Here is a 20,782-nt window from a genome sequence, read left to right as displayed (position 1 = left end):
AGCATGAATATGCCTGTCCAGGCGACATGGAATGATCGGCGGGCGCTATCGTCATGCTTAAGATGAGGTGGGAAGGCAGCGCTTACGCGCTGCCGGTCCCGAAACGATAGACCGGGATGCCCATCTTGCGGGCCTTGTCGGCCAGATTGTCCTGAATGCCCGTGCCGGGGAAGATGATGACCCCGATCGGCATCGTGGAGAGCATCTGGTCGTTGCGCTTGAAGGGTGCTGCCTTGGCATGTTTTGCCCAGTCAGGTTTGAAAGCAACCTGTGCGACCTTGCGGTTATTGGCCCATGTGGCCGCGATGCGTTCCGCACCCTTGGGCGATCCGCCGTGCATCAGCACCATGTCCGGGTGCTTGGCGTGGACCTGATCGAGCTTGGCCCAGATCGTCCGATGATCGGTGGTGTCTCCGCCCGAGAAGGCGATCTTCGGTCCGGCGGGCAGCAGCACCTCATTGTCGGCCCGGCGTTTGGCGGCGATGAAGTCGCGGCTGTCGATCATGGCCGAGGTCATCTTGCGATGGTTGACCCGTGAGCCGGAGCGTTGCGACCAGGGCGTTCCGGTGGTGCGCAGATAGATGTCGGCGGCGGTATCGCGGAAGGTTTCCATGCTGTCGCGGCGCTCGATCAGGCTTTGGCCCGCGCCGATCAGTGTTTCGAGCTGGACGGATTTGACCTCGCTGCCGTCCTGTTCGCGCTGAAGGCGCTTCTGTGCCTGCTCGTTATCGTCGAGTTTGGTCTCGATCCGCTCGACAGCGCGGTGGAAGGTGTTGACTGTGGACCAGAGGATCTCGTCGAGGTCGAAGTCGAGGCTGGTGTCGGCCATGGTGGAAATCAGGGCGTCGAAGATGTCGGAGACTGCGCCCTGGATGACGTGATCTTCGGGTGTGATCCGGGGATCGGCCTCGTCTTCCGAGGGACGGTAGCCGTAGAGTTCGAGTTCTTCGATGGCGTGGCCGGTCGGGGACGTGCTGTGATCGGGTTCGAAATCGTCGTGCGCGTACATGGATGCTTCCGTCAGTTGGACCGCGACCGTCGCGGCCTTCATGGCGACGAAAGCTCACGGGCGCTCCGGTCTGGCAGCGCGAGCCTCTGGCGAGGGCCTTGATGGCAAAGCCCGGCTGATTTGTTTCGCGCTGTAAAGGCGGGCTTGCCCGCCGACGGAAATCAGTCGGGCGCCGCCATTGCCTGACCGGAGCGTTTGTGGGCCGATCGCCCTCTCGGAAGGCCAAGGCGCGGTCCTCTGCTGATGACAGGATGCAGCCTGTGCGCATGACAGGATCGGAACGCCCCGATCACGGCTCCGTGCCGGCTATGCGATTGAAGTTATGAAGCGGCTGACGTCCTCGGGAGCGATTTGCACCCGGATCTCTGCCCGAACGGCATCCAGCCCGTGAGTTGCGAGATCTTCGTTGAAGTCCCCCATCATGGGCGAGAGTGTGATGGCCTCGATCCCGGCATCAACCGCCCGGTCCACCAGGCTATCACGGGCGCTGTCACCTGCCGGATCGTTGTCGCGGACGATATAGAGCCGGCGCAGTTGCGGCGGGAACAGGATGGCAGCGAGGTGTCCGGCCGAGAGTGCGGAAACCATCGGCATGGTGGGCAGAGCCTGACGCAGCGACAGGATGGTTTCGATACCTTCCCCCGCTGCCATGACATCCTGCGCATCACCGAAACGAACCGCATGTCCGAGCAGGTCGCCCATTGCCTTCCTCGGCGGATCGACGGGTGCCTTGCCGGAACCGTCCGGGGCCAGCCATGTGCGGTGTGCGCCGGTGATCCTGCCATCGAGGTCGGTGACGGCGGCGATCATGGCGGGCCATGTTTCGGTCGGGCCATCGTCCTCGGGCCGCCAGTAGCAATTGGGATGGAAGCGCAGATTTGCGGTCTGGCGTAAATCCGTAATGCCGCGTCCGCGTAAATACGCTTCTGCGGTACTGCCGATCAGCGGCTGCGTCATGCGCCAGAGGCGGCGTGCGGCTTCGGATGATCCCGATGGTGCGGGCGTTCGGGACGGGCGGGATGGCGGCTGCGGTTCAGGATGCGGCAGGTTGAGGAAGCGCCGGGCTTCTTCGGCAACGTCTGCGAAGTCGATCAGACCGAGCGAGTCCCGGATCACGTCCAGCAGATCGCCATATTCACCCGTGGCCGAATCCTGCCATTTACCGGCAGCGCCTTTCACGCTGTCCTGCAGCCGGACGAACATGGATCGGCCAGCCGTGTTTCGGACATCGCCAACCTGCCAGTAATTGCCCTGTTTGCGACCGTTCGACAGATAGTGACGGCACACCACCTCGGCCTGTCGGCCAAGACGCTGCGCCAGTTCGGAAGCGCTGAGACGCGACATTATGCGGCCTCCCGCTCACCGATGCGTTCAACCGGGAAGCGGTCAAGCAGTTTGCCGATGATCTCCGGTCCCGTCGCGCCGACCGGCACGAAGAAACGCAGCTTCCACGAGATGATCTCGCTGAAGAGGCCATAGGCTCGCATCCGGTCGCGCATCGCGTCAGTAAAGCCGGTCAGTTCGATCCGGTTGGCGCCCATGACCCGGACGCGGCGCAGTTGCAGCCCCTCGGCGAGATCAAGGATCGTGCGACCTTCGATCAGCGCGGCATAGGCGGCATCCGGTGTCAGGCTGCTGGTGACGCCACTGGTCGAGGCATTGGCGGCCCAGGCCGGCGAGACCCGGCGACCGATGATGCGTTCGCCCTCGTCGGTCTGGAGCCGATAGACGCGGGAGGAGTCCTGCGGGAGCCGCTTCCAGATTGGCAGAAGTAGCCCTGTCACCATATGCAGGATGCTGTCGGTGAACTCCGGCACGTCGGCCAGTTCCGCCTTCCAGGCCACGGTGAAGGCGGCACGGTCGGCCTCGATCCAGTGGGTCTCGCCCATGGCTCGCACCGGAATGTTCATCGCCTCCATCGGCCGGATCAGCCGCACACGCCGTTCGATCTCGCCATCATCCAGCATGACGCTGGTGGTCGGGATCTGCACGGCGGCGCGACCGGATCGCTCGTTGATGAGCAATCTTGCACGGGGATCATCCAGTTCTGCCAGGGCCGCATCGAGCGTGACCGGCTGATTGCGCTTGCGCTCGGTGAGCGTCAGGAGCCGGGTTTCCGCGCCTGTGCCCGGATGGGTGTGGATCACCTGCCGGTCGGTGACGATGAAGCTTTCGGCCTTCAGCGTTTCCAGCCCCATATCATAGGTGCCGGATGCAATCGCACCGTCGATCCGCGCCTGCAGAAGCTGCTCGAAGGCCGAGAACAGGATGCCCTGCAACTCGATGGTCAGCGCCAGCAGGCGGTTGAGGAAGGTGGTGATCGGCGGAAGTTCGTCCTTCACACCATTGCTGTCCATCAGCTTCAGCCCGGTGGCGGATTCAAACCGTTCGAGAGAGCAACCCTCGACCTTGCCGCGCACGATCAGCAGATAGAGCTGGCGCAACGCATCGCGGGCATAGGCGGATTCCAGATTGTCCTCGGGGCGGAACAGCCCCTGACCGCCGGTCTGGCGCTGGCCGCGCGTGATCGCGCCCAGCGTGTCGAGGCGGCGGGCGATGGTCGAGAGGAAGCGCTTCTCGGCTTTGACATCCGTGGCGATGGGCCGGAACAGCGGCGGCTGCGCCTGATTGGTCCGGTTGGTGCGGCCCAGCCCCTGAATGGCGGCATCTGCCTTCCAGCCCGGTTCCAGCAGATAATGCACGCGCAGGCGCTGGTTTCTCGCTGAGAGTTCGGCGTGATAGCTGCGTCCGGTGCCACCCGCATCCGAGAAAACCAGAATGCGCTTCTGGTCATCCATGAAGGCCGAAGTCTCGGCGAGGTTGGCAGAAGGCGCTCGGTTCTCGACCGCAAGACGTGCCGATGCTCCGTCACCCTTGCGCACGATCCGGCGCGAACGGCCTGTGACTTCCGCCACCATATCCGTGCCGAAGCGCTGGACGATCTGGTCGAGCGCCCCCGGCACGGGTGGAAGCGAACCGAGTTGCTCCAGCATCTCGTCGCGCCGCGCCACGGCTTCGCGGCATTCCACCGGCTGACCATCACGGAAGACAGGGCGTGAGGAGAGGTTCCCCTCGCCATCGGTGAAGGGTTCATAGAGCTGCACCGGGAAGGAATGCTGCAAATACGAGCCTACATATTCCCTCGGCGTGACATCGACGGAAATATCGTTCCATTCCTCGGTCGGGATCTCGGAAAGCCGCCGTTCCATCAGCGCTTCGCCAGTCGAGACGATCTGGATGACGGCGGCGTGGCCCGCTTCCAGGTCGGCCTCGATGGACTGGATCAGGGTCGGGGTTTTCATGGAAGTCAGCAGATGGCCGAAGAAGCGCTGCTTGGTGCTTTCAAAGGCCGAACGGGCGGCCGATTTCGCCTGCGGGTTCAGCGTTCCTTCGCTGCCCGTGATGTTGGCGGCTTCCATCGCCGCATCGAGATTCCCATGAATCACTGCGAAGGCGGCAGCATATGAGTCGTAGATGTGCCGCTGTTCGTCCGTGAGCTGATGCTCGATAAGTTCGTATTCGACGCCATCATAGGAAAGTGAGCGCGCGGTATAGAGACCGAGGGATCGCAGGTCGCGGGCCAGCACCTCCATGGCCGCAACGCCACCGGCTTCGATCGCCTCAACGAACTCGGCGCGGGTCTGGAACGGAAAATCTTCACCGCCCCAGAGGCCGAGGCGCTGCGCATAGGCGAGATTGTGGACGGTGGTGGCGCCGGTCGCCGAGACGTAAACCACGCGGGCATCGGGCAGCACGTGCTGAAGCCGCAGGCCCGCACGTCCCTGCTGCGAAGCGGCGACATCACCGCGTTCGCCTTTTCCGCCACCGGCATTCTGCATGGAATGGCTCTCGTCGAATATGATAACCCCGTCGAAATCGGAGCCCAACCATTCAACGATCTGACGCACGCGCGAAACCTTATCGCCCCGATCGTCGGATCGCAGCGTGGCATAGGTGGTAAATAGGACGCCTTCCGACAGCGTGATCTTTGCGCCTTGCGGGAAGCGTGACAGAGGCGTGACCAGCAGCCGTTCCATGTCGAGCGCCGACCAGTCGCGCTGCGCGTCCTCGATCAGCTTGTCGGATTTGGAGATCCAGATCGCCTTGCGCCGACCGCGCAGCCAGTTGTCGAGAATGATGGCAGCGGACTGGCGGCCCTTGCCAGCACCGGTTCCGTCACCGAGCATGAAGCCCCGGCGAAAACGGATCGATCCGGCAGTATCCTCGGGCGCGGCGCTCACATTGTCGAAATGCTCGTCCACGGTCCATGCGCCGGCGAGATGATCGGCATGGGCTTCTCCGGCATAAATCACTGTCTCAAGCTGGGCGTCCGACAGACGCGCGCAGATGTTAGCGGGCAGCATGGGCCGGTAGGAGGGCTTCGGCGGTGCGACCGAGGCCATTGCAGCGGATTGCACCAGCTTGGTCGGATGCGGCTGGGCGCCAGCAATGCGCAGCGATTGCAGCGCATATTCCTCGTAGATCGCGTCAGACAGGCGAGCGCCGTCCGGTGGCGTCCAGTCCACGGTCTCATAGGAAAGTTCGACGCCCTCAGGATCGTTGGCCGGAGCAGCGGCAGGCCGAGCAGCAGTCGCGCGGACCAGATAGCCCCGCACGGTTTTCGGCGCGGCGGTCGAAGCAGGCACCACGATCTTCGGCAAGGAGACAGGCGAACGCTGAGGAACATGCGCCTCGATCCATCCGATGAGCGTGGCAACATCAGGTGCGATCCCCGGTGATGCCGGAAAACTCGCCGGATCGTCGGCGGGCAGCTTGTCGATCACAGTCAGCCGCGTGTCGATCGTGGTGCCGTGCTTTGCATAGACCGCGCCATCGACGGCGGCGCTGAACACTACACGGCCACGCGCCTGCAAGCGGATGAAAGCGTCCCGCCATGCCGGAGTTTCGGGGCCAAAGCCAGCGCCGGTGATCGTCACCAGCCGACCGCCCGGAGCAAGACGGGCCAGCGCCGAGGCAACATGGCGGTAGGCCGCATCTGCGACACGTCCGCTGACATTGGCCATGACCGAGAATGGCGGGTTCATCAGCACCACGGACGGGACGGCATCTGCGGCCAGATGATCGTCGATCTGGGCGGCGTCGAACCGGGTGACGGCGAAGGCGGGAAAGAGCTGGGCCAGCAGATCGGCGCGAGTCTCGGCGAGTTCGTTGAGGATCAGCGAGCCGCCGATGGTCTGCGCCAGGATCGCCAGAAGGCCGGTGCCCGCTGATGGTTCCAGCACACGGTCATGGGGCGTGATCGCTGCGGCTGTCAGAGCGGCAAGGCCGAGCGGGATCGGCGTCGAAAACTGCTGGAAGTTCTGGCTTTCTTCGGAACGCCGGGTCTGCGTGGGCAACAGCGCCGTGATCTTTGCCAGCACGGAAATCCGTGCAGCCGGAGACACGGCTTTACGGAAAAGCGCCTTTCCGTATTTGCGCAGGAAGAGAACCGTAGAGACTTCGCACGCCTCATAGGCCAGCTTCCAGTCCCACGCGCCGGTAGCGTCGGACGCGCCGAAGGCCGTTTCCATCGCGCCGCGCAAGGTGGCGGCATCGACGCGCTGGCCGCGTTCGAGATGGGGGAGCAAAAGATTGGCCGCAGCCAGGATCGCGGGCGCAGCCGCCAGCGGCGTGACCGGATCGGTCACGGGAAACACCATGTTCATGTCGGGAACCTTAGGAGAGCGGGAAGGACAAGTCCGGACGGCGCTCTCTCTCGACCACCCGGACCTGACCCTTTTCGGCCCGCCTCTCACTCTCAAAGTGTAGCACAAAAAAAGCGCCCCGACCGGACGGCGGGGCGCTTGTCAGTGTCTTCCCGGGATTATCCGAAGCGGCGACCGACCTCGGTGAATGTGTATTCATTGGCGGCGATGGTTTCATCGACCACTTCGTCCGAGGACAGATAATCATATTCGCGCTCAAGCTGGCGGTACAGCCAGCGGGCCAGATCGCGCAGCGCCTCGATGATCGTCTCCTCGGCATCGGCTGTCATGTCCTGCCAAGTCGGGCTGTCTCGCTCGACCGAGATCGACATGCAGTATTCGTGATAATAATGGCCGCGATGGCTGGCATCGGCGCTAAGCTGATAGAAGTTTCGGCGCTGGATTGCCTGAAGGGCGTCGGCGATGCGGTGCAGTTCGGTGTCCTGCGGGGCGTATTCCCGGATCAGGCGCGGCGCATGCTTCCGGTAAGAATAGAAGGTCTCGAAGCACGCACCGTCGCCCTGCGAGCAGAAGCCCCGGAACCAGATGCAGGGGTCTTGCCGTGTGCCTCCTCCCATCAACCCGATGGTGCGGGTCTTGAGGTTCAGCCCGAGGATTTCCGCGATGTGCTGGAAATCCTCGTAGACCGCATCGTACCAGTCATAGTCGAAGCCGCCCTCACGATACCAGGCGCGGGCCTTGTCCTTCGCCGCATCAGACAATTCGCCCAGGCGATAGACGGTGGTTTCGATGATCTCAGGCATAGGGATCTCTCCCTTCGAGAACTGAGGAAAGCCAACCATCGGTATAGATCCAGTCGACCGTTTCGCCGGTGGCAAGATCAAGGACATGCGCGCCGCCGCCGAAGCCGTCGATTCTCGGACGAGAACAGCTGTTTGCGTATTGAAGGCCCCATAGGCCCGTCAGGTGGAACTCGGTGGCACAGCGTTTGACGAACTGGATGACATGCTCGGGATCGCCGGTGACGTCATCACGCATCCAGAGCTGTGTGCCACCATGTTCTGGCTGGATGGAGAGCAGGAAGCCGTCCGATGGCGGATCTTCGGCGGCATTGTCATCCGCCAGAGCGTTGTAGAGATCCAGCGCGCGGGCAGCGTTTTCGGGGGTGCCTACGTCGAGGAGGCAGGAAAAGTGCGTGAAATAGTCGGCCATGACGGTCTCCGGACATGACATGGCTCGGCATAAGGCCGAGCCGAATGGGATGGAATGGGTGAAGCTCAGGCGGCCTGTGGCAGGCGGAGCAGATCAGCCGCGGCATCGCGCCAGAAGGGATCGACCAGCCGGGCCTCCAGCGCAGCGGCGCGGTAACGCAGCCGTCTCGCGTCACCGGGGTCCGTGGCCCGGAATGCCATACCGCGCAGGCCGCTGGCCTCGGTCACGATCCTGCGTGCCTCGGCATCGCATGCGACTGGCTGTTGCCAGAGGATAATGCCGGCGCGGATTTCGCCGGCGAGGACCAGGCGCTGATCGCGGTCCTGAATGAGCATGATGCGCGGCTGAAAGGACGGGAAGCTGTCCGGCCCTGTGCAAATATCGCCGCGCGACAGGCGCAAGGCCGCGGCCTGTATGGCTTTTTCCGGTGACGGGCATTCGCCAAGCGGGATCACGCGGTCAAAGCTGGTCGCCGCATCACTGGCGTCATAGCTGGCCACACCGAGGCACGAGATGCGCAGCGGCAGCTTTTGCGACCGATAAAGCGCGGGCAGCACATCGGCAGCCAGAATATGACCGATGGAACGGAAGGTTTCGGAACGGGCAAAGGTCATCGGGATCACTCCATGACGGGCGCCGAAAAGCCTCTCTCTCCGACCCTCAACCCGTCACGGCCGAACGGCCCGCACTCTTCCTCTCTGACCGGGGTTTCGTCCCCGGTTCCGCTGCCGGCGATGGGCGACCATCGCAAGGCTGAAGGCCCGATCGCGGGTGTCGCGTTCGGGCCGCCGGGGATGAGGCGCTCCCGCGCCTTATTCCCACGGGTCCAGCTCCAGCTTCACCATGTCGTCGTCGCCGTCGAACTCGGCGGCGGGGCAAGCGGCGTGGGTGCCGTCCCCGGCCTGGAACACGACGATCGAGACCATCAGCGTGGTGGCGAGGCTGGCGGCGAAGGCGGTGGCATCTGCATAGGACATGGGTTCCGGCTCCTGTCTTTGGAGGCGGGGGACCATCCCCCGCGCGACAGGCGCCCGAAGTGTCTGACCGGATCTGCAATCACCCGAGGGCGTTCGGACTTTTTCCGAATCCCCGAGGGCGGCACGCGCGCGTAAGCCGACCCCTTCGGGGTTGAATGTCAAAGAGACGGATCGGACCAAGGTTTGCGAATGGAAGCGGGGGTGGTTTTTCGCATCTGACTGGATGCCGGCTACCCGTCGCAGATGCTCTGCCGCGCCAGCCTTGCCACCATGCTGGCATCAGGATCGTGTTCCCTTCAGGCCAAAGATGGCTGCCGCTTGTTCTGAAGGAGACGGCGGATTGCATGGTGAAGCCGGAATGGACCCGTCCGGTGCAGACCTCCCATCCTCACGGCCCGACACCCTGCGATCGGACCTTCAGCTCCAAAGCCCATCGGCAATTTCTCGGGCGATCATGGCGCGTGCTTTCATCATCAGATCGTCGCCCGATGTGTCAATATGACCATAGAACCGCGCACGGCCGCCATGGGCAGTCCATTCGGTGTAGCGGCAATATTCACGGGCATCGAGGCGGAACACGCGCATGTCCTCGGCCCAATGGGGCTTTGGCTCGACGACGACGGTGATGCCGTCGCGGGTTTCTTCCCAAGGCAGCGTTCGTTCGTTCGGATGGTTCTCCCGATCCTGGGCGAAGATTTCGTCAATGTCGATGCTGGCAGCCATGGCGGCTCTCCAAAGAAAAAGCCCGATCACGAGGACCGGGCGAGTTGCGGAAACGGAGGGCGATAGACGAGGCGACCGAAGCCGCCCCGCATGAGTGCTATTCAGCAGCGACCATATGCTGTTCTTCCTCGTCGTCAGCCGGGTCGTCCTCGCCATCACCAGAGAGGAAATCGGGCAGATCGTCGGCTTCCGCCGCAGCGCCCGATGCCGGATCGACTTCGATACCTTCGTCCACCATGCGCAGCGGCTCGGGCAGCCAACCGGTTTCCGCCAGCAGGCGTTCGGCTTCCTTGGCCATGTCGCCCTTCTTGAGGTGTCCGATCAGATCGGCGGCCCGGTCTCCGGCCCCTTCGCGCACAGCTTCAAGGATACGCGGCTTCGTCACGCGGCCGAGATAATTGCCAACCGTCGGCCGCCAACCCACGGCCACCATGTCGAGGCCGGTCGAACGCGCGAGCCGGTCAGCCTGCGACAGGCGGATGTCCAGCCCGTGCTGGCTGACGCCTGTGCCGCTGTAAGGATTCGGCTTCTCATAAAGCGCATTCACACCGAAGCTGACGCAATGAGCGAGCAGATCCATGCGCGAACCATCGTCCAGATCGGTCAGCCAATCCCAGAGGGCGGCATCGTCTGCCGGGACATGATCGCCCCAGCGTTCGTGCCGGTCAGCGATGGCCTTGGCCGATGCGCTATCGCGCAGATCCTCGGCCTGAGCGGGCAGATGAACCTCCCGGACCTGTGCTTCCAGGCACCCGCGACTGGAATGCGGCATGAAGCAATTCATGACCAGCCGGTGGAGCAGTGCCGTCATGGCGACATGCGGGTTCACGGCCACCGCATCCCGCAGTGCCAGCGTGCGATGCGCGGTCAGCTCGCTGACCAGCCGATCAGGCAGCGGCTTGATGGTGTCGGCATCATCTTCCTCCTCCGTTTCGACCGGCCGACCGCCCAGCGTGATGACTGCACGCATGCGGCCTTCCTCCGGTTCTGCCCGCTGGATCACCTCGCCAGTTTCCGGGTCAACGATCTCAGCTTCCGGTTCCGCAGGCGTTTCATCCTCGGCGCGAACATAGCCGCGCTCGACCAGCAATGCGCCATCAGCGTCGATGCTGACGAAGGCACCCGCCATGCCGATCTGGTCCGGCTCGAAGGTCATCGGGCGGTGCTCGAAGGTTTCCAGCGCCTGTTCGATCTCACCGAGGCGGGCGTCGATCTCGTCAGGCAGTTCGTCAGCCTCGCCATATTCGGCTTCAAGCCGGTCATATTCGTCGCGCAATGCCTCGCGGGTGGCGCGTTCCTCTTCGCTCAGATCAACCGTGGTGCCGACAATCTGGCGAAGGCCATGATCGTGACCATAGGGAAAGGTGATGGCGACCTCGATCCACTTCCAGCCCTCGGCGGCGATGGCTTCGGCCTCGGCCTTCAGCTTCTCGCCCACCAGCCGGTCGAGAAGCACCGGATCTTGCAGCCAGCCGCCATCGTCCTGCTGAAAGAGATCGCGCAAGACGCAGCCGCCAGCCTCCTCATAGGCGGCAATGCCGACAAACACTGCCCGCTTGTCAGCGGCGCGGACCGTGGTTTCGGTCAGCAAGCGGCGGATGTGGTAGGGTTCCTTTTGCCAGCCATCCTTGATCGCGTCCCAGACCTGTTCCTGGCGGGCATGGTCAGGGCTGACGGTGAAGGCCATCAACTGCTCCAGCGTCATGCCGTCCTCGGCATAGAGATCGAGCAATGCCGGTGAGACAGAAACCAGCCGCAGGCGCTGCTTCACCACTTTGGCATCGACGAAGAAGGCGGCGGCGATGACTTCCTCGGTCATGCCCTTTTCGCGCATGGCCTGGAAGGCGCGAAACTGATCGAGCGGATGCAGCGGTGCCCGCTCGATATTCTCGGCGAGCGATACCTCGTCGATCAGCACATCGGCGCTGGCTTCCGACACGACGCAGGGGACCGGCGCGACCTTGGCGAGGCGCTTCTGCTTGACCAGCAGTTCGAGCGCGCGAAAGCGGCGACCGCCGGCGGGCACCTCGAACATGCCGGTCTCTTTGCCCTCGGCATCCACGACCGGGCGGACATGCAGGGACTGGATCAAGCCGCGACGGGCGATTGACTCGGCCAGTTCCTCGACCGATATCCCGGCCTTGACGCGCCGGACGTTGGACTGGCTGAGCACCAGCTTGTTGAAAGGAATGTCGCGCGACGACGACAGGGTGATCTTCTGAACGGCAGTGGTCATGTCAGTTACTCCATGACGGACGCCGGTGAGCCTCTCTCTCCGGCTATCAGCCCGTCACGAAGCGAAGCGCCGCCCTCTTCCTCTGAAGAGAGCGACGCTAGCCGCAGAACCTGAAACCCGGAAATCAGGCACTCCGGTTCTCTGTATCGGCGGATGTACGGGAAAGACCCGCGCCTAAGCGGTAGAGCAGACGCTCGGCGGCGCGGATGCTGCCGGTCTCACGGGCGGCCTCGGCCCAGACCGAGATGGGAAAATCCCCGGTGAACAATAGATCGCGCTCGATGCCTATGCCGAAGGGCAGCCGGACTGACTGCATCTCGCCAAGGCTCCACGACCCCAGTTCGGGATAGCCGAGATCGGCCAGGCCAAACATGATGTCGCCATCCTCATCCAGTTCGGTGGCGAGCCAGACGCCCTCGCCGAAGGGATTGAAGAACTTCACGACCGGGATGTGATCCTGATCTCGCTGGCGACCATTGGCCAGCAGGCGGTCGCGCTGTGTGCCGGTCAGGAGGATCATGCCGCAGCCCTCCGGTCGGTTACGCTGGCATCCGACTCCACGGTGTCCTCGGCCGGCAGATGCGACAGCAGCCAGTCAGCCGCCTTGCTTGCCTGCGAGGCCGCGCGGACAATGGCGCGGGAATCCTCGTGCATGACCTCCAACCACGACCCAATGTAATCGGCATGGCGGACGGTCGGCACGATCCCGAGCGCGGCGCAACTGAAGGCCGCGGTCTGCTCGGCAATCATTTCCTCGAAGGCATATTTCTTCGAGCCGAACGAACCGGTCAGATCGCGGTTGAGACGGCTGTGATGGCCGCTGGCGTGACCCAGCTCATGCAGGGCTGTCCGGTGCCAGTTGATCGGCTCGAAATAGGCTTGTGGCGGCGGCACCTGCACATAGTCGAGGGATGGCATATAGAAGGCGCGATTGCCACCAATACGGAAGTCGATGCCGGTGGCCCGGATCAGCGCCTCGACCCGGGGTTCGATCAGGCCCGGTGCGGGTGGTGGCGCGATTGCCGTGATGTCATCGGGCAGGCCATCGCATTGTGCGGCATTGAAGACCGTGAACCGCTTCAGGAACGGTATGGCATGTGCATCCTCGCCCGTCTCGCGGGCACGGCGTTTTTCGTCCTCGGGGGTGAAACGGTCGGCATAAACGACAGTGGTGCCGCGCTCGCCCTTCCTGACATTGCCGCCAAGCGACAGCGCCTGGCGGAAAGTCAGCCACGCCTGACCGGGAAAGCCATGCTGGATGACAGCGCCCCAGAGAATGAGAATATTGATGCCTGAATAGGACCGGCCGGTTGAAGCATTTCTCGGCAGGCCCAGTGGGGCGGTATCGGGCGACGCTCCCCAGGGCTGGACCCAGGGGAGCCGGCCCTGCTCCAGCTCGGCGATGATCTTGTTGGTGATGTCGTCGTAAAGGTTGCTACGCGCGCCACCTTCCGCAGCGCTGCGATCGTGTCTGGCCATCGGGATGATCTCCGCGACGGGCGCCAGAAGCCTTTCTTCCAGCCCTCAACCCGTCACGGGAAACCCGTCCGCACTCTCACTCTGAAGGGGGCGTTGCGGGGTCTCCCCGCTGATGGGGGTGCGTCGGCAACGCCGGTGCCGACCAGGGGGAAGGCTTTCCCCCAAATGCCTCTGTATACTGGACAAAAAGAGCTTTGCTGGTTTCTTATGCAAGCTGGACCGACTCGCGCCAGTCGGAAGACGAATATTGCATGCCGCAATGGTTATCTAAGTATTTCCGAGGAATTTTCGTGGCCCGTTATAACCCAGATGCTGATCTTTCTCCACTTTACGAGACGATGGATCGTCTTCGCACTGATTGCCTGATCGGCGATGGTTCCCTGCTGTCACCTGGACGCTCACTCTGGACCGCTGAACACTTTGCGGAATTGCAGCGTACCTACGTGCAGAACCTCGATGAGGGCGAAGGCAAGTTCTTCGAAAAGCTGAAAGTCCAGCTGTCTGACGCAACCGCTGAAGCGCACTGCCTGATGGCCGAGCTGATCTGGCTACTTTATGCCTTCCAGCGTGGCGATGTCTCTCCTCCGACCAAGGATCGGAAAGTCCGCGAGGTTTGGTCCTGGTCAGGCCAGGATCTGCCACAAGATGTGACAGCCCTGACAGAACAGGTTCTTTACGGTGTCGGCCGGGCTGGCCAAGGGTATAACAACAATAAATGGCGCGAGCTCGTTCTGCTGATTACCGCCATGCAGGATCTCAAATCCAGGCCTGTTGATGAACGTCGACGCCTGCTTGGGGACGGCGGCGCATTTGCCAGTTGGTTCGAGATACAGGTGAACGGCGAGAATCGGCAATTGCGTCATATCCTGCCCTTCCTGCTTTTTCCTGACAGCTTCGAGCGCATCAGCGCCGGCCAGCATAAACGGGATATTCTGGCTGGCTTCGGGGCCACAACCGCAGCCGATACCGGCGCCATGAGCATAGCCAAGCTCGATGACGCACTTCTGACTTTGCGCAAGAGCCTTGAAGCCAAGCATGGTTCACACGTCGATTTCTACGAGGGTGACTTCAGGCCTGTCTGGCAGAAGCCGAAAAAAAAGAAGGCGCACTCGGCAGATAAACTGGATGAAGAAGCCGTCGTGCCATCTCCATCCGGTTTTGAACTGAATACGATCTTCTATGGCCCCCCGGGTACGGGCAAGACGTTCAGCACCGCACAACGCGCCGTCGAGATATGTCTAGGCCAGGCGGCGTCCGATCCGGGTGCAGTGCGCGCGTCCTATGAGCAACTGGTCAGGGACGGGCGCATCGGCTTCGTCACCTTCCATCAAAGCTATACCTACGAAGATTTCGTCGAGGGATTGCGACCCAAGCCTATGGCATCGGGCGCAGGCTTCACGCTCGAACCGGAAGCGGGTGTGCTGAAAGTGATGGCAGAGCGGGCTTCGAAGCAGGCCGGCAACCATGTCCTCATCATTGACGAGATCAATCGCGCCAACATCTCGAAGGTTCTGGGCGAACTCATCACGCTTCTGGAGGCAGACAAGAGACAAGGAGCGCCTGCGGCGATCACCGTCACACTTCCTTATTCCAAAACCGCATTCTCCCTTCCGGCCAATCTGTACATCCTTGGCACGATGAACACGGCCGACAGATCTATCTCGCTGCTGGATACAGCACTGCGTCGGCGTTTCGTGTTTGAGGAACTGCCACCCGATTCTGCAGAACTCGCAGGCATCGAACTCGACGATAGTGCGCTCGATCTTGCAGCCATTCTGGACAACCTCAATCTGCGTATTGTCTATTTCCTGGGAGAGGATGCCCAGATCGGCCACGCCTGGTTTATGGGCGTCAAGATGAAAGCCGAACTCGATCGCGTCATGGCGTTCAAGGTCATCCCGCTGCTGCGTGAGTATTTCCATGACGACATTGAACGGGTTCGCATTGTTCTGGGTGGCGGCGACGGCTTTCTGAATCGAACCCCTATTCCGGTTCCCAAGGGGGCTGAGGGATTTGCTGAAGATCGGTATCGCTATTCCGATATCTTTCGGGAAGAAGGAGCATACCCTGAAGCAGCTTATATGGCTCTTCTGGGACAGGAATAATGCCCAAAAAGAAAAGCCATTACTCTCTGCCGGAATGGTCCTCCCTGCCCATTGGCCCCGACGGAATCAACGAAGGACAAGCCGAGCAACTGCATCTTGCCGCTATCACGGCTGCCCGCAGGCTCGGCGTGGCTGAGAACGGCGTACTGGCGCGCGGCTTTCAGAAGCTGGAAACCAAGCAGGTTTGCGGCATTATTTCCGTTCCAGGGACAAGTTTGGAAATCCTGCCCAAGCTCACCGACGAGGACGGTGAATTGCGAGCAACCCTTGTGCGGATGATTGCGGTCGCCTTCGACATTCCGCTTTCAGAAGGGCAGATCGCGCAGATGGGCACACAGGAGAGCGACCTCCTCGAAGCCTTTATCAATCTGTTTGTCACCCGCCTTGCGGAACAGGCGAAATCCGGTCTGACGCGCGACTATGTGCCTGAGGACGATGTTTTGCCTAAACTGCGAGGGGTGCTCGATGTGAGGCAGCAGATCGTTCGCCGCTCGGTTGATCCTTCCCGTCTGCATTGCCGGTTTGACGAGTTTTCTGAGAACACGCCGCTCAACCGGCTGTTCAAGACCAGCCTGTTGCGCATCATCTCCTTTGTGCGCTCCGAGCCTCTGCGCCGCCGGATCGCCAACCTGACAGGGCGCTTCGCCGACATTCCCGCCAGCCCCGCCCCACTGAGAGAGCGTATCGTTTGGAACCGGATGAATGAGCGCTTTCGTCAGGCGCATATGCTTGCGCGTATGCTGCTGGAAGCAGAGTGGCAAAACACGAGTTCCGGACACGGCGCGGGCATTTCGTTGCTCTTTCCGATGAACCTGCTGTTTGAACGGTATGTTGCCCGCTGGCTGCAACGGGTTCTTCCGCCAGGATCGGTGTCAGTTCAGCGCCGACAGTACACCCTGTTGCAGCATGGGGCCTACCCGTTGATCCCAGACATCGTAATTGACACGCCTAATGGCCCGTTGATCATTGATACGAAATGGAAAGATCTGGGCGAACAGCCCGGCTCTACGCCAAATGTGAGCCAAGCCGATCTTTACCAGCTCGCGTCCTATGGGGCTGCCTACAATGCAAGCCGTGTCATACTTCTCTATCCTGGACGGAAGCGCGCGCCGCCAACGACATGGCACTATACCGCCACAGACCGCAGGGTGGAAATTTGGCAAGTCGATTTGGCACAGGCAAGAAAAAGACAGGATTGGAAGATCATCACTTACGCCATGATCCATTGTAAGGAAGACAGTAATCCTCCCATGGCAGATATTCCGATGATGAGATCAGTTTTGCGATAAGCCTGCAGGCGGCACGATCATTTTTGAAAGAAGTTTATAGACACTGACAATTCACCACTTCAGAAGAAGTTAGAGCCATGTAAACATACTATTTGCATCCACCCGCGTCGGGCTTTTGATGAAATATAACAACAGCACCAACGATTAGACCGCGGCATTATATTTGGGGGCGTGAAAATTGAAGCTACACAATGTGAAGATAGAAAACTTCCGATTGCTGCAGGATGTCGAGATTGGTTTCGAAGATAGAACCACGCTGATCGTGGGGCGAAACAATAGTGGCAAAACATCTATTGCAGAGCTTTTCCGCCGGCTCCTCTCAGAAAAGACTCTCACCTTCCGTCTCGAAGATTTTTCTCTCGGCTGTCACGAGAAGTTCTGGAACGCTTTTGAGGCGCTCAGCGCCGGAGCGGAGGTTTCAGACGTACTGGATACACTTCCCGTCATTCGTGTAATAATTGATGTTTCGTACGACGTTGACATGCCGGACCTTGGAGCATTGGGCGACTGCATCATCGACCTAAATCCAGATTGTACATATGCGCGTCTTGTCCTGACTTTTGGCCCTCGACCCGACGCAACTACATTTCTCTTCGCCGATCTCCCTGCATCAGAAGAAGATGCAGAGGTTGCCAGAAGTGCGCTTTTCCGTGCTCTGGGAGCGCGGGTTTCTGCCGCCTACATCTCGACTTTAGAAGCGATTGATCCTAACGATCCCACGAATAGGAAGCCTCTCGAAACGAAAGTGCTCACTTCTATAGTACAAGGCGGCTTCATCAATGCGCAACGTGGATTGGGTGATGACACGAAACGCGAACGAGATGTTCTTGGAAAAGTCGTAGAAATACTTTTTCAGTCGGCACTAAGCGATCCGATCGACCCTGAAAAACGGACTACCGCCGAGCAGTTGAAAATCGCTGTCGAAGACATTCAAAGCGATCTGCACAGCGACTTCAATGTCAAGCTTACATCGCTGCTGCCCACCTTCGAACTGTTCGGCTACCCCGGACTGGCTGATCCAGGACTCATCACTGAGACGAGCTTTGACGTCGAGAGATTGCTAAGCGATCACACCAAGGTCCGTTATGTCGGGAAGAACGGGATAACACTTCCCGAAACCTACAATGGTCTCGGCGTGCGTAATCTCGTCTTCATGCTGCTGCAACTCTTGCGCTTCTTTCGTGAGTATCAGGCAACACCGACGGCGGCTGGAGTGCATCTAATATTCATCGAAGAGCCGGAAGCGCACCTTCATCCCCAGATGCAGGAGGTATTCATTCGGCAACTCGATCAGATCACGAATGCTTTCGTCACTCAATTGAACGATAATCACCCTTGGCCCGTCCAGTTTGTCGTTACGACCCATTCGCCGCACATGGCTAACGAGGCCCGCTTTGAATCCATGCGCTATTTCCTGTCGAAAGCGGACGAAAATGGCGTCCGGCGGACCATCATCAAAGATCTTCGCCGGGGCATGGGAGCTGCGCCCGAGCCTGATCGGGAGTTTCTACATCAGTATCTGACGCTCACCCGTTGCGATCTGTTCTTTGCCGATAAGGCCGTCCTGATCGAGGGCACGTCGGAACGCCTCCTCCTTCCGACAATGATTCGAAAAACGGACAATGCGGCACCTGGAGCACCGCAGCTCGGCAGTCAATACCTCACCGTCATGGAAGTAGGTGGAGCCTATGCTCACCGCTTCTTCGATTTGCTGACGTTCCTCGAACTCCGCACATTGATTATCACGGACATAGATGCGGTTCGTCCCAATGCAAACAACAAGCGCGAGGCCGTACCTGTCGCCCAAGGACAATTCACGAGCAACGGTTGCCTAAAAGCATTGTACGGTGCCGATATATCTCCGGCAGCCTTGCTCATCAAAACACCAGACGAGAAGATTACCAATGGCAGGCGCATCGCGTACCAGATTCCAGAGCAGGATGGTGGAGCGTGCGGGCGGAGCTTCGAAGACGCGTTCATAATCGCGAACCCTGGCCTTTTCGCGCTTGGAGAGGAAGATGTTGCAACGGCGGCGTATGACCTCGCTGCGGAACAGAAAAAGTCCGCCTTTGCTCTGCAATACGCGATCACAAACACCGAGTGGAGTGTTCCCCGTTACATCTCTGAAGGTTTGAGATGGTTGGCACAGGGTAATCCCGCCCCTGTGCCTCCCCCGGGGGCCGTAGCGGTCGAAATTCTCGCCGAAGCTGCCGGGGTCGAGATCGCCCCGATCCAGGGAGGCGAACATGGCTGAGGGACAAGAAAGCCCCGCAGATGCCGCTGGTCGCATTGCTCTGGAACGCATGTTCGCTTGCCTGGATGAAGGACGCAGCTTTCGTCTAGAGGCGGGCGCCGGAGCTGGGAAAACCTATTCTCTTGAGAGAGCACTTCGCAGATTGATTGAAAAGCAAGGCTCCGCGTTGCTGCGGCAGCGCCAACAGATCGGCTGCATCACCTACACCAACGTCGCCAAGGACGAGATCATTGCCAGAACGAACGCGCACCCTGCGGTGAGACCCGAAACCGTGCACGGTTTTTGCTGGTCAGTCCTTCAGGATTTTCAGCCTACGCTTCGTGAACTGGTTCCCGGGTTGCCGACATGGGAAGAGCGGCTTGCGGAAGCCGGCGGCGTCGGTCATCGTCGTATTCATTATGAACTTGGCTACCCCGGCGTGACAGACGATCAGGTTTCACTTCGCCATGAAGATGTATTGTCGCTGATGAATCAGGCGATGAGTCGCCCCAAGTTTCGTCGGGTTCTGACTTCACGATATCCCATTCTGCTTATCGACGAATATCAGGACACGGATGCCGGATTCGTTGATGCGTTGAAAGAGTGGTTTCTTGATCGAGGTGAAGGCCCCTTGATTGGTCTTTTCGGGGACCACTGGCAGAAGATTTACGGCGAGGGATGTGGGCTGGTGGAACACCAGGCACTGGAGGTTATAGACAAGCAAGCGAACTTCCGGTCCGTCGATGCGATTGTGCAGGTCCTCAACCGTATGCGTCCAGACTTGCCGCAGATGGTTAGCGATCCCGCTGCACAGGGTGAGACCCGTGTATTTCATACAAATAACTGGGCGGGGCAGCGACGAACCGGACAGGGAGGCGGCCACTGGAAAGATGATACCAGTCCCGAGGCAGCTCGTGCTTACTTTCAGCATGTGAAGGATCGGCTGGCAGCGGAGGGCTGGGATCTATCGGTAGAGAAAACAAAAATACTGATGCTCAGCCACAGTATCCTTGCTCGGGAGCAAGGATACGAGAACATTCGGAGCATTTATGGCCAGTTCAACGATCCTTGGTTGAAGAAGGATGATCCTCACATCAAGTTTCTTGCGGACCAGCTGGAACCCGCCTGCGCTGCGTTCGAGGCCAACCGGTATGGGGAAATGTTCGAGGCATTCGGGTCTGGCATGCCGCGCATCCGTCGTCATGAAGACAAGATCGCCTGGACCAATGGTATGAACGTCCTCATTGCGTTGCGGCAGACTGGAACGATTGGCGAGATAATCGACTTCATCGCCGCCCAGCCGCACATGCGGCTGCCGGCCGCTGTGGAACAACGCGAAGCGAAGCTCGCTGAAGTCGGAGATGAACCCGTAGAAGGGGAATCCCGCCGGATCACCCAGCTTAGAAAGCTACGGACGGTTCACTATACGGAATTGATAGCGTTGGATCGTTTCATCGACGGGCACACGCCATTTGCTACGAAGCACGGCGTGAAGGGCGCGGAGTTCGAGAATGTTCTGGTGATCGTGGGACGTGGCTGGAACAAATACAACTTTGTACAGACCCTAGAATGGATGGATGCAGCGCCTCCTGCTGACAAACAGGAGTTCTTCGAGAACAATCGGAATTTGTTCTATGTTGCATGTTCACGCCCCAAGGTGCGCCTAGCTTTGCTTTTTACTCAACTCGTGAGCCCCGCTGCGATGATGAAAATCACTGATTTGTTTGGAGAAGATAATGTCGTCCCCTTGCCGCCGAATCCACAGGTCGCGGAAGCAGCAGGAGTGGACTGAACTGAGAGCGACACGAAATACTTGAAATGGGCTGGGAGCTCATGGGCAGTCCTCCCTGTTC

At 60.4% G+C, this 20,782-nt stretch carries 15 protein-coding genes; 4 read left to right on the top strand and 11 right to left on the bottom strand.

The features are described from left to right. Positions 1–82: 82 nt before the first annotated feature. From PAE61_RS05175 to PAE61_RS05125, 11 genes are all read right to left on the bottom strand, one after another. Positions 83–1,009 carry a DUF2493 domain-containing protein gene (locus PAE61_RS05175; RefSeq protein ID WP_271114305.1) on the bottom strand — a complete coding sequence of 309 codons (927 nt, stop codon included), beginning with the start codon at positions 1,007–1,009 and terminating at the stop codon, positions 83–85. Between the two features lie 306 nt (positions 1,010–1,315). After that, on the bottom strand, positions 1,316–2,353 hold the full coding sequence (locus tag PAE61_RS05170) for a DUF7146 domain-containing protein (protein ID WP_271114304.1): 1,038 nt from the start codon (positions 2,351–2,353) through the stop codon (positions 1,316–1,318). Next, positions 2,353–6,675, bottom strand: coding sequence for a strawberry notch family protein (locus PAE61_RS05165; RefSeq protein WP_271114303.1), 4,323 nt, complete (start codon positions 6,673–6,675; stop codon positions 2,353–2,355). Before PAE61_RS05165 ends, PAE61_RS05170 begins: the two co-directional genes overlap by 1 nt. 158 nt (positions 6,676–6,833) lie before the next feature. Continuing rightward, positions 6,834–7,478, bottom strand: coding sequence for a DUF8835 domain-containing pootine (locus tag PAE61_RS05160; RefSeq protein ID WP_271114302.1), 645 nt, complete (start codon positions 7,476–7,478; stop codon positions 6,834–6,836). Beyond that, entirely contained in the window at positions 7,471–7,887 is a 417-nt protein-coding gene (locus PAE61_RS05155) for a hypothetical protein (protein WP_271114301.1), read from the bottom strand. Before PAE61_RS05155 ends, PAE61_RS05160 begins: the two co-directional genes overlap by 8 nt. Before the next feature lie 65 nt (positions 7,888–7,952). Continuing rightward, a complete protein-coding gene (locus PAE61_RS05150; protein WP_271114300.1) occupies positions 7,953–8,501 on the bottom strand; it encodes a hypothetical protein in 549 nt (182 codons plus the stop codon). A gap of 198 nt (positions 8,502–8,699) precedes the next feature. Then, a complete protein-coding gene (locus PAE61_RS05145; RefSeq protein WP_010335706.1) occupies positions 8,700–8,864 on the bottom strand; it encodes a hypothetical protein in 165 nt (54 codons plus the stop codon). Positions 8,865–9,281: 417 nt separating this feature from the next. Continuing rightward, a complete protein-coding gene (locus PAE61_RS05140) occupies positions 9,282–9,587 on the bottom strand; it encodes a hypothetical protein (protein WP_271114299.1) in 306 nt (101 codons plus the stop codon). Positions 9,588–9,684: 97 nt separating this feature from the next. Next, positions 9,685–11,823, bottom strand: coding sequence for a ParB/RepB/Spo0J family partition protein (locus PAE61_RS05135; RefSeq protein WP_271114298.1), 2,139 nt, complete (start codon positions 11,821–11,823; stop codon positions 9,685–9,687). A 124-nt stretch (positions 11,824–11,947) separates the two neighbouring features. Continuing rightward, the gene (locus PAE61_RS05130; RefSeq protein WP_271114297.1) at positions 11,948–12,343 is read right to left on the bottom strand and encodes a DUF2958 domain-containing protein; all 396 of its coding nucleotides are present in this window, start codon (positions 12,341–12,343) and stop codon (positions 11,948–11,950) included. Further along, entirely contained in the window at positions 12,340–13,302 is a 963-nt protein-coding gene (locus PAE61_RS05125; protein WP_271114296.1) for an ArdC family protein, read from the bottom strand. The genes PAE61_RS05130 and PAE61_RS05125 overlap by 4 nt, the downstream gene beginning before the upstream one ends. 194 nt (positions 13,303–13,496) lie before the next feature. Here PAE61_RS05125 and PAE61_RS05120 point away from each other — a divergent pair, with 194 nt between their 5' ends. The 4 genes from PAE61_RS05120 to PAE61_RS05105 all read left to right on the top strand — a co-directional run bounded on the left by PAE61_RS05120 (position 13,497) and on the right by PAE61_RS05105 (position 20,721). Next, entirely contained in the window at positions 13,497–15,407 is a 1,911-nt protein-coding gene (locus PAE61_RS05120) for an McrB family protein (RefSeq protein WP_271114295.1), read from the top strand. Then, entirely contained in the window at positions 15,407–16,696 is a 1,290-nt protein-coding gene (locus PAE61_RS05115; protein WP_271114294.1) for an McrC family protein, read from the top strand. Before PAE61_RS05120 ends, PAE61_RS05115 begins: the two co-directional genes overlap by 1 nt. A gap of 193 nt (positions 16,697–16,889) precedes the next feature. Continuing rightward, complete coding sequence (locus PAE61_RS05110; protein WP_271114293.1) at positions 16,890–18,950, top strand: ATP-dependent nuclease; 2,061 nt, start codon at positions 16,890–16,892, stop codon at positions 18,948–18,950. Then, complete coding sequence (locus tag PAE61_RS05105) at positions 18,943–20,721, top strand: UvrD-helicase domain-containing protein (RefSeq protein WP_271114292.1); 1,779 nt, start codon at positions 18,943–18,945, stop codon at positions 20,719–20,721. Before PAE61_RS05110 ends, PAE61_RS05105 begins: the two co-directional genes overlap by 8 nt. The last annotated feature ends 61 nt before the right edge of the window (positions 20,722–20,782 follow it).

Source organism: Paracoccus aerodenitrificans (assembly GCF_027913215.1).
Taxonomy (GTDB): Bacteria; Pseudomonadota; Alphaproteobacteria; order Rhodobacterales; family Rhodobacteraceae; genus Paracoccus; species Paracoccus aerodenitrificans.
The sequence above is the reverse complement of the archived record's forward strand: the minus strand, read 5'-3'. Positions and strand labels throughout refer to the sequence as shown.